The sequence below is a fragment of the Burkholderia sp. Ac-20353 genome, assembly GCF_017104785.1.
Classification (GTDB): domain Bacteria; phylum Pseudomonadota; class Gammaproteobacteria; order Burkholderiales; family Burkholderiaceae; genus Burkholderia.
Genome location: NZ_JAAGPL010000002.1, coordinates 176,157 through 183,880 on the forward strand (window position 1 = coordinate 176,157; position 7,724 = coordinate 183,880).

4 protein-coding genes and 1 pseudogene are annotated in these 7,724 nt (G+C 66.0%); 4 read left to right on the top strand and 1 reads right to left on the bottom strand.

What is annotated here, in order from left to right; genetic code table 11:
• Nucleotides 1-169 precede the first annotated feature (169 nt).
• From G3N94_RS00830 to G3N94_RS00845, 4 genes and pseudogenes are all read left to right on the top strand, one after another.
• Nucleotides 170-1,429 (top strand): DNA repair exonuclease, encoded by a 1,260-nt coding sequence (locus G3N94_RS00830; RefSeq protein WP_205789900.1) that lies wholly within the window; start codon nucleotides 170-172, stop codon nucleotides 1,427-1,429.
• 3 nt (nucleotides 1,430-1,432) lie between these two features.
• Nucleotides 1,433-4,903: a YhaN family protein gene (locus G3N94_RS00835; RefSeq protein WP_205789908.1), complete on the top strand. Its 3,471-nt coding sequence runs from the start codon at nucleotides 1,433-1,435 to the stop codon at nucleotides 4,901-4,903.
• Nucleotides 4,904-5,102: 199 nt separating this feature from the next.
• Nucleotides 5,103-5,627: an HD domain-containing protein gene (locus G3N94_RS00840; protein ID WP_205789910.1), complete on the top strand. Its 525-nt coding sequence runs from the start codon at nucleotides 5,103-5,105 to the stop codon at nucleotides 5,625-5,627.
• A 59-nt stretch (nucleotides 5,628-5,686) separates the two neighbouring features.
• Nucleotides 5,687-6,333, top strand: a pseudogene (locus G3N94_RS00845) (DUF429 domain-containing protein).
• Between the two features lie 387 nt (nucleotides 6,334-6,720).
• On the opposite strand, the gene G3N94_RS00850 reads toward G3N94_RS00845, so the two are convergent.
• Nucleotides 6,721-7,158, bottom strand: a complete 438-nt coding sequence (locus tag G3N94_RS00850; protein WP_205789912.1) for an ATPase — start codon at nucleotides 7,156-7,158, stop codon at nucleotides 6,721-6,723.
• Nucleotides 7,159-7,724: the final 566 nt, after the last annotated feature.

Here is a 7,724-nt window from a genome sequence, read left to right on the forward strand (position 1 = left end):
ACAATGGCCACTACAATCGCCGGTTACGGAGATGCCACCCGATTGGTCCGATTGGTTCGATTGGCCCGACTGAGCGCGTGCTCGTCGAACCGGCGCCGCGACAATGGTCGAACGCGGCCGTCCGTCGGCATCTCCTGCGCCTGACCCGATACGTACTTGAGGAATCTTCGTGAAGTTCATCCACGCGGCAGACATTCACCTCGACAGCCCGCTGCATGGCCTGAGTGCCTATCCCGATGCGCCGGCCGCGCAGTTGCGCAATGCGTCCCGCGAGGCGCTGCGGCAGCTCGTCGATCGCGCGCTCGAAGAAGAGGTGGCCTTTCTCGTGATCGCCGGCGACCTGTATGACGGCGACTGGAAGGATCACAACACCGGCATCTTCTTCAGCCAGCAGATGGGGCGTCTGCGCAAGGCGGGCATCCGCGCGTTCGTGCTGTGGGGCAACCACGATGCCGAGAGCGAGATGACGAAGAAGCTGACGCTGCCGGACAATGTGACGGTCTTCAGTCACCGCAAGCCGGAAGTCCACGTGCTGCCCGAATTCAACGTCGCGCTGCACGGACAGAGCTTCAAGGACAAGGCGGTCGTCGACAACCTCGTGCTCGGCTATCCGGAGCCGGTGCCCGGCCATTACAACATCGGCGTGCTGCACACCGCGCTGGAAGGCTACGCGGCCCATGCGAGCTACGCGCCCTGCACGCGCGCGGAGCTGCACGCGAAAGGCTACGACTACTGGGCGCTCGGGCACGTGCACGAGTTCCAGCAATGGGCGGAGCGGTCCACGATCGTGTTTCCGGGGAACCTGCAGGGCCGGCATATCCGCGAGACGGGACGCCGTGGCGCCGTGATCGTCACCGTCGAGAACGGGCACACGCACGTCGAGCGCCTGTATCTCGATGTGCTGCGCTGGGAGGCGGTGTCGGTCGATGCATCCGACTGCGTGTCGATCGCGGACCTGTCGCGCAAGATCGGCCAGTCGCTCGAAGCGCTGCTGTCGGTCGACGGTCACGTGCCGCGTGCGGTGCGCGTGACGGTGACCGGGCAGACCCCCGCGCATGGTCTCTTCTTCGGACGCGCGACGCAGCTGCGCGCGGAAGTGCTGAACCAGATCGGCATCATCGGCAACGAGCGGCTCTGGCTCGAGAAGGTCAAGCTCGCGACATCCGCAGCGCACGCCACTGACGCCACGGACGGCGCGAGCGAGCAGCTCGAAGCGCTGGAAGACCTGAAGCAGATCCTCGCGGCGGCGGCGCAGGATCCGGAGTTCATCGCGCTGCTCGAACGCGACCTGCGGCCGTTCGTCGGCAAGGTGCGCAGCGAGGTGAAGGAGGACGCGCCGCTGCTTGCGCTCGCGAGGGCCGGCGAGCTGACGGCGCTGGTGCAGCAGGTCGGTCCCGCGCTGCTCGCGCGTCTGGCCAGGGGGGAGTGAGCGATGCGTATCAAGCAACTCGATTTGATCAAGTACGGCAAGTTCACCGACGAGACGCTGCGGTTTCCGCGGGCGATGAACGATTTCCATGTGATCGTCGGCCCGAACGAGGCCGGCAAGTCCACGATCCGCACGGCCGTATCGGAGCTGCTGTTCGGCATGAAGCTGCAGACGCCGCTCGATTTCCTGCACAGCACGCCGGAACTGCGAATCGGCGGCGTGCTGGAAAGCGGTGCGGGCGAGCTCGCGTTTCATCGGGCGCGCGGCCGCAGTCCGCTGCGCACGCCCGCCGACGAGCGCTTGCCGGACGATTTTCTGGCGGCCGTTCTCGACGGTGCGGGCAAGGAGTTCTTCGAGCAGATGTTCGGGCTCGATCACGGGCGGCTCGTCGAAGGCGGCAGGAGCATTCTCGACGCGTCCGACAAGCTCGGCCAGGTGCTGTTCGAGTCGGCGGCAGGCGTCGGCAGCCTCGGGCCCGTGCGCGAGGAACTCGAAGCGCGCTCGGGCGAGCTCTGGGCGCCGCGGCGCAGCGGCAGCGCGTTTGCGCTGGCCGAGTCGGCTTTCAATGACGCCGTGAGCGAACTGAAGGCGGTGCAGGTCCGCACGCGCGACTGGGTCGAGCGCAAGGAGGCGTGCGAAGCGGTCGAGCAGGAAATCGAGCGCTTGCGTGCCGCACAGCGCGGGCTCGAGTCGCTGCGCTCGAAGCTCGAGCGCGTGCGGCGGCTCGCGCCGTATCTGAAGGAGCTGACGATCAAGGAGGGTGCACTCGCCGAGCTCGGCGACGTCGTCGACATGCCGCCGACGGCCTATGCCGATCTGCTGAAGGCACAGGGCGATCTCGCGGCGGAGCAGAAGGTGCTGGAGGAGCGGCGCGCGGACCTGGCCGCCAAGCGGCAGTCGCGCGATGCGATCGAGGCGGACGTCGACGCGCTGGCACTCGCGGGCGATATCGACGCGCTCGACAAGCTGCGCAGCGCATGCGCGAACCATCGGCAAGACTTGCTGTTGCGCGACGCGGAGGTTGAGCGTCACCTGTCCGCCGCGTTCGGCGCGGCTGCCCAGCTCGGCTGGCCGGCGGACGAAGCGATGCTGCGCGCCGCGCTGCCGAAGGCGCTGTCGCTGAAGACGGTCACCAACCTGCTGCGCGACCACGGCGCGTTGCATCAGGCATTGATCGGCGCGCGCGACGCGTTCGACGAAAAAACGCGCGAGCGCGCGCAGCTGAAGGATCAGCTCGACGGACTGTCGACTGTCGAGGTACCGGACGCGCTTCGCACCGCGCTTGCCGACGCGCAGGGTTTCAGGAACAGCGGACAGCGGGAGCAGGCGCTCGATCGCGAAGTCGCGGCTGCTGCACGTGCACTGGAGTACGCGCTCGACGAGCTCGGGCAATGGCGCCGGCCGGTGGACGTGCTGCGCACGCTCGATCTGCCGTCCACGTCCCGGCTCGCTGCGTTGCTGAAGGAGGACAGCGAGCAGGCGAGCATGGTCGCCGCGGCACGCGAAGCGTTGGAGAGTGCGCGGGAAGAGCTCGAGCGGCTCGAACTGCAGGAGCGGCATTTCACCGAGAGCAACAAGGTCGTGACGACCGCGGACGTGCTGGCGGCGCGTGTGCGGCGCGACGATGCGTGGGGCGACGTCAAGCGCGGGACGGTCGGTGTCGACGCTGGCGCACCGGCTGTCGACGATGCGATCCGCCTTGCGGACGAACTCGTCGATTCCCGGCTCGGCACCACGCAGGCGGCGGCGACACTGCAGTCGCTGCGTCAGCAGGTCGAGTCGTCCCGGGCGAACCTGATGCGAAGGCAGGCTGCACTGAGCGAGCGCGAGCGGGAGCAGTCCGTCAGTCGCGACGCGTGGACGCAACTTGCGGCAGCGGCCGGCGTGCCGGGCATGCCGCTTGCCGACATGAGCGACTGGCTGGCAAAGCGCGACGCGGCGATGACCGCGCAGGTGACGCTCGCCCGTCTGCAACACGAATTCGACGAGACGTGTGCGGCACGCGCCGGGGCTCAGGCGGTGCTGCTTGCGGCGTTGCAAACGGTGTCGCGCGGAAGCGAAGCGGAGGGGCTCGCGGCGCTGGTCGTCGCGGCCGAGTCGTTCGTGCAGTCGGCGGAGAAATCGATCGCGCAGAAGGGCAGTCTCGAGGATCAGGTGCGGCAGGCCGAACGCGGGTGCGCCAGTGCGCAACTGAAGATCGACCACGCGCAGACGGCTTACGACGCATGGCATGCGCAATGGCGGGACGCGTTGGCTGACGCGAAACTCACGTCGAGTGCCGTGACGCTCGCTGCGGCGGAAGGCGCAGTCGAACTGGCGAACACGGTCGCGGCGGAACTTGCCGAAGCGGACGCGCCGCGCAATCGGATCGCCGCGATGCGTGCCGATCTCTCTGCGCTGGAATCGGGCGCGAGCCGGCTCGCCGAAGCGCTCGATCCTGCGTGGCTGACTGGCGACGACTGGCTCGAGGTTGCGCGCAGGCTGACGGTGCGCCTGTCGGCCGCGAAGGAAACCGCGAAAGCGATCGAACGGGCCGACGACGCAATCCGTCACGCGGAGGGCAAGGTCGCGGACGCGGTCGCCACCGTCGCGGGCGCGGACGCGCGGATCCAGCCGCTGCTGCAACTGGCCGGCGTGGGCGCGATCGAAGCGGCGTTGCCGCTTGCCGAGCGCTCCGATCGGCGGCGCGAGCTGCTGAAGGCGATCGGCGGGGCGCAGGAGGCGCTGGTCCGCGACGGCGACGGTCTTTCGCAGCAGGCGATCGCGGCCGAGATCGCGGAGCAGGAGATCGCCGAGGTGCCGGCCCGTCTGGAGTCGGTGAAACAGGAACTCGGCGACGTCGGCAAGCGGCTGAACGAATTCGCGCAGAAGCAGGTGGTGGCCGAGCAGGCGTTCGGCGCGATCAACGGCCAGGCGAACGCGGCCGTGGCCGAGGCGAAGCGGCAGGAAGCGCTGGCATCGATGGGTGATGCGGCCGAACAGTATCTGGAGGCGGCGACCGCGAGCCGGCTGCTGAAGTGGGCGACGGATCGCTACCGCGACCAGAAGCAGGGGCCGATGCTCAAGCGCGCGGGAGAAATCTTTGCGGGGCTGACGCTCGGCGAGTTCGCGCGGCTCACGGTCGATACCGAAAGAACGCCGCCCGCGCTTTCCGCGCGGCGCACGAAAGGCACGGCGGTCGAGGTGACCGGGATGAGCGAGGGCACGCGCGACCAGTTGTTCCTCGCGTTGCGTATCGCGGCGCTCGAACTGCAGCTCGCGAACCGGACTGCGCTGCCGTTCGTCGCCGACGACCTGTTCATCAATTTCGACGACGCGCGTGCGAAGGCGGGGCTCGAGGCGTTGCGGGACCTGTCCACGCGGACGCAGGTGCTGTTCCTCACGCACCACGATCATCTGCTGCCGCTCGTGAAGGAGGTGTTTGGCGAACCGGTCAACGTGGTGGCGCTGCAGCGGGAGCCGGTTGTCGCGTAGGTTCGGGCATCCGGCATCCGGCATCCGGCGTCCGGCGTCCGGCGTCCGGCGTCCCGGTCGCACGGTCGCACGGTCGCACGGTCGCACGGTCGCGGCGGCGCGGCTGCGTGGGCCGTCATCGTGGCGTGCGCGGCATCTGCGAGAATGGGCTGGCACACGGTCGGCCGGACCGGCGGGTCCGGCCACTCAGGGGGTAATCATGAACAAGCTGGTAGCAGCCATTGCGTTTGCGGCGGACAAGCATCGCAATCAACGACGGAAGGACGACGAGGCGTCCCCGTACATCAATCATCCGATCGCGCTGGCCAACGTGCTCGCGAACGAAGCCGGCATCGAGGACGAGCGCGTGATCGTCGCCGCAGTGCTGCACGACACGGTCGAGGACACGGAGACGACCGAGCAGGAGCTGCTGCGCCTGTTCGGCAAGGATGTTGCGGACATCGTGATGGAGGTGACGGACGACAAGTCGTTGCCGAAGGACGAGCGCAAGCGCCTGCAGGTCGAACATGCCGCGCAGATCAGCCGTCGTGCGAAGCTCGTGAAGCTGGCCGACAAGATCTGCAACCTGCGTGACATCGCGAACCGTCCGCCTGCGGATTGGCCGCTCGACCGGAAGCAGGCGTATTTCGACTGGGCCAAGGCGGTCGTCGATCGGATGCGCGGCGTTCATCCGGGGCTCGAGGGCATTTTCGATGCCGCGTACGACGCGCGGCCGTCGGAGTAAGCATGCCGGCGAAGCGGGCGGCGTCCGGCACGGCGCGTGAGCAGGCTGCGGTGCCGGCAATGCACACTGTCGCCGGCGTCGATGTCGGCGGAAACAGGAAGCAATGCGATCTCGTGATCCTGCGCGGCACGTCGATCCTGTATCGCGCCGAGCAGGTTGCGCCGGAGGCGTTGCTCCAGTTGTGTCTCGACCATGAAGTCGTGGCGGTCGGTGTCGATTCGCCGAGCCGGTGGTGGGCCGGCGACGGCCATCGGCCGGCCGAACGCGCACTGGTGAGCGAGCGGATTTCGTTGTTCTCGACGCCGACGCGGGAACGGGCGCTCGCGAATACAACAGGCTTCTATGACTGGATGTTTACCGGCGAACGGGTCTATCGGGCGCTGTCCGACGCGTATCCGCTTCTGAGTGTGCCGCACTATGCGGGCGGACGCGTGTGCTTCGAGACTTATCCGCATGCGATTACGTGTGCGCTGCTGGGCAAGGACGTTGCGTCCGCGAAGCAGAAGGGCGTTCAGCGCAAGCAATTGCTGGCCAGTCTGGGCGTCGATATCAGGACGTTGACCACCGTCGATGCAAGAGACGCTGCACTTTGCGCGTTGACTGCGCAATTCGTGCTGGACGGCCGCGCATCCGCTTATGGGGATGCGGAGGGGGATTCATCCGCGTGCCGATGGTGAGCGCCAGTGACGGCCTTCTTGCACCGTAGCTCGATCGGGGCAGATGCAATCGCTTCGATTCGGTTGACACATGTTCGCGGAACGGCGCCGAATGCTGGCGGGACAGTCAAAGCAGGTCGCGTACCGCGTCGGCATGCTGCGCGCGTTACGGGCGTGCCCTTGAATCGGATCGTCGCATGCGCGTTGCTCAAGGTGAGCTTTTACGGGAAGCGCGCGGATATATGCGCGGCGAACGTATGTGAACGTATGTCGAACCGCTCACGCGGTCGCATCAGACAGGTTCGAGCTGTCGCAGTTGAATTTTCCCGTTGGAGTAACTGACGCCGGGATGCCGGAGTCGTGTCGCCGGCGTGGTGGGGCGGCAGCGCGTCCGGAGTGGCGTTTGCTCACAGCCGGACGGCGGCGCGACCGAGGCTTCAATCGTCGAGAAGCGATTGAGGAACGTCTGCGGGATCAGGATCCTGCGCTTGCTCGTAATGTGCCGCTGCGTCGTCGATCATGACCACGGCCACGTCGATCAGCTCATCCAGGCGCTGCAGCAACGCGTCGCGCCATTCCGCGTCTTCGTCGCGTTCCGGTGTCTTGTCGAGTTGCTCGATGACCGATTCTGCCGTCTGCAAGAACGGGATCGCCTGCTGATAGTTCTCGATGGACACCAAGGCGGCGTTTCGCGCACCGACCAGCCATTCCCGGTAATCGTCTGCCTGGGCGGATTGCCCGCCGATGCGAGGCAACACATCTGAAATGCGTTGCAGCAACGGTGGGACCTGTTCCTCCAGCAACGTGGCACGTTCGCGTAGTGCCGCATATTCGGCGCGGAGGTTTGCTTCGTCGGATTGGGCGGTGCTGTCCATCTTGGGTCGTTGTGCGTGATGCAATCGCCGCATGATACTCGACAGCGCGCACAGTCCTCGTCCCATGGACGGGTTCCTATATGCGGTGACATTTGCAGCATCAGCCTGAAAGCCTCCGTGCGCGGCCGCGCACGGAGGCTCTTTTCAATGATTTAGATATTTACGGGGGCTTTCGAATTTATTTTACAAACCCCCTTGCGCAGGCCGGGGCCGATGCCTACAATCTCGCCTCTTTCGCGCTAACGGCAACGCGGCGCGGGAGAAGGGGAAGCGAAGTTGGTTGAATGTCTGGTTAGACGTTTGGCTGGCGAAGGAAGATGAACCCCGCAGTCGCAACGAGGTAGTAAAAAGTTGTTGACGAACTGCGAAACAGTGTTCATAATCTCATTTCTCTGCTGCTGAAAACGCAGCGCTGCTGAGAAGCCAAGCTTCTCGCAGAAACGCTCTTTAAAAATTAACAGCCGATAAGTGTGGGCGCTTGATGACAGCGAGCCCGGTCCTCGGATCGGGATAGCAAAAGTATCAAGAGTCTCACACTAAAGTAAGTCAGGTTTATGAAGCAATTC

What these genes read in the sequence shown, in the direction of transcription:
- G3N94_RS00835 (WP_205789908.1), top strand. Translation starts at nt 1,433, where the DNA reads ATGCGTATCAAGCAACTCGATTTGATCAAGTACGGCAAGTTCACCGAC.
- G3N94_RS00840 (WP_205789910.1), top strand. Translation starts at nt 5,103, where the DNA reads ATGAACAAGCTGGTAGCAGCCATTGCGTTTGCGGCGGACAAGCATCGC.
- G3N94_RS00850 (WP_205789912.1), bottom strand. Translation starts at nt 7,158, where the DNA reads ATGGACAGCACCGCCCAATCCGACGAAGCAAACCTCCGCGCCGAATAT.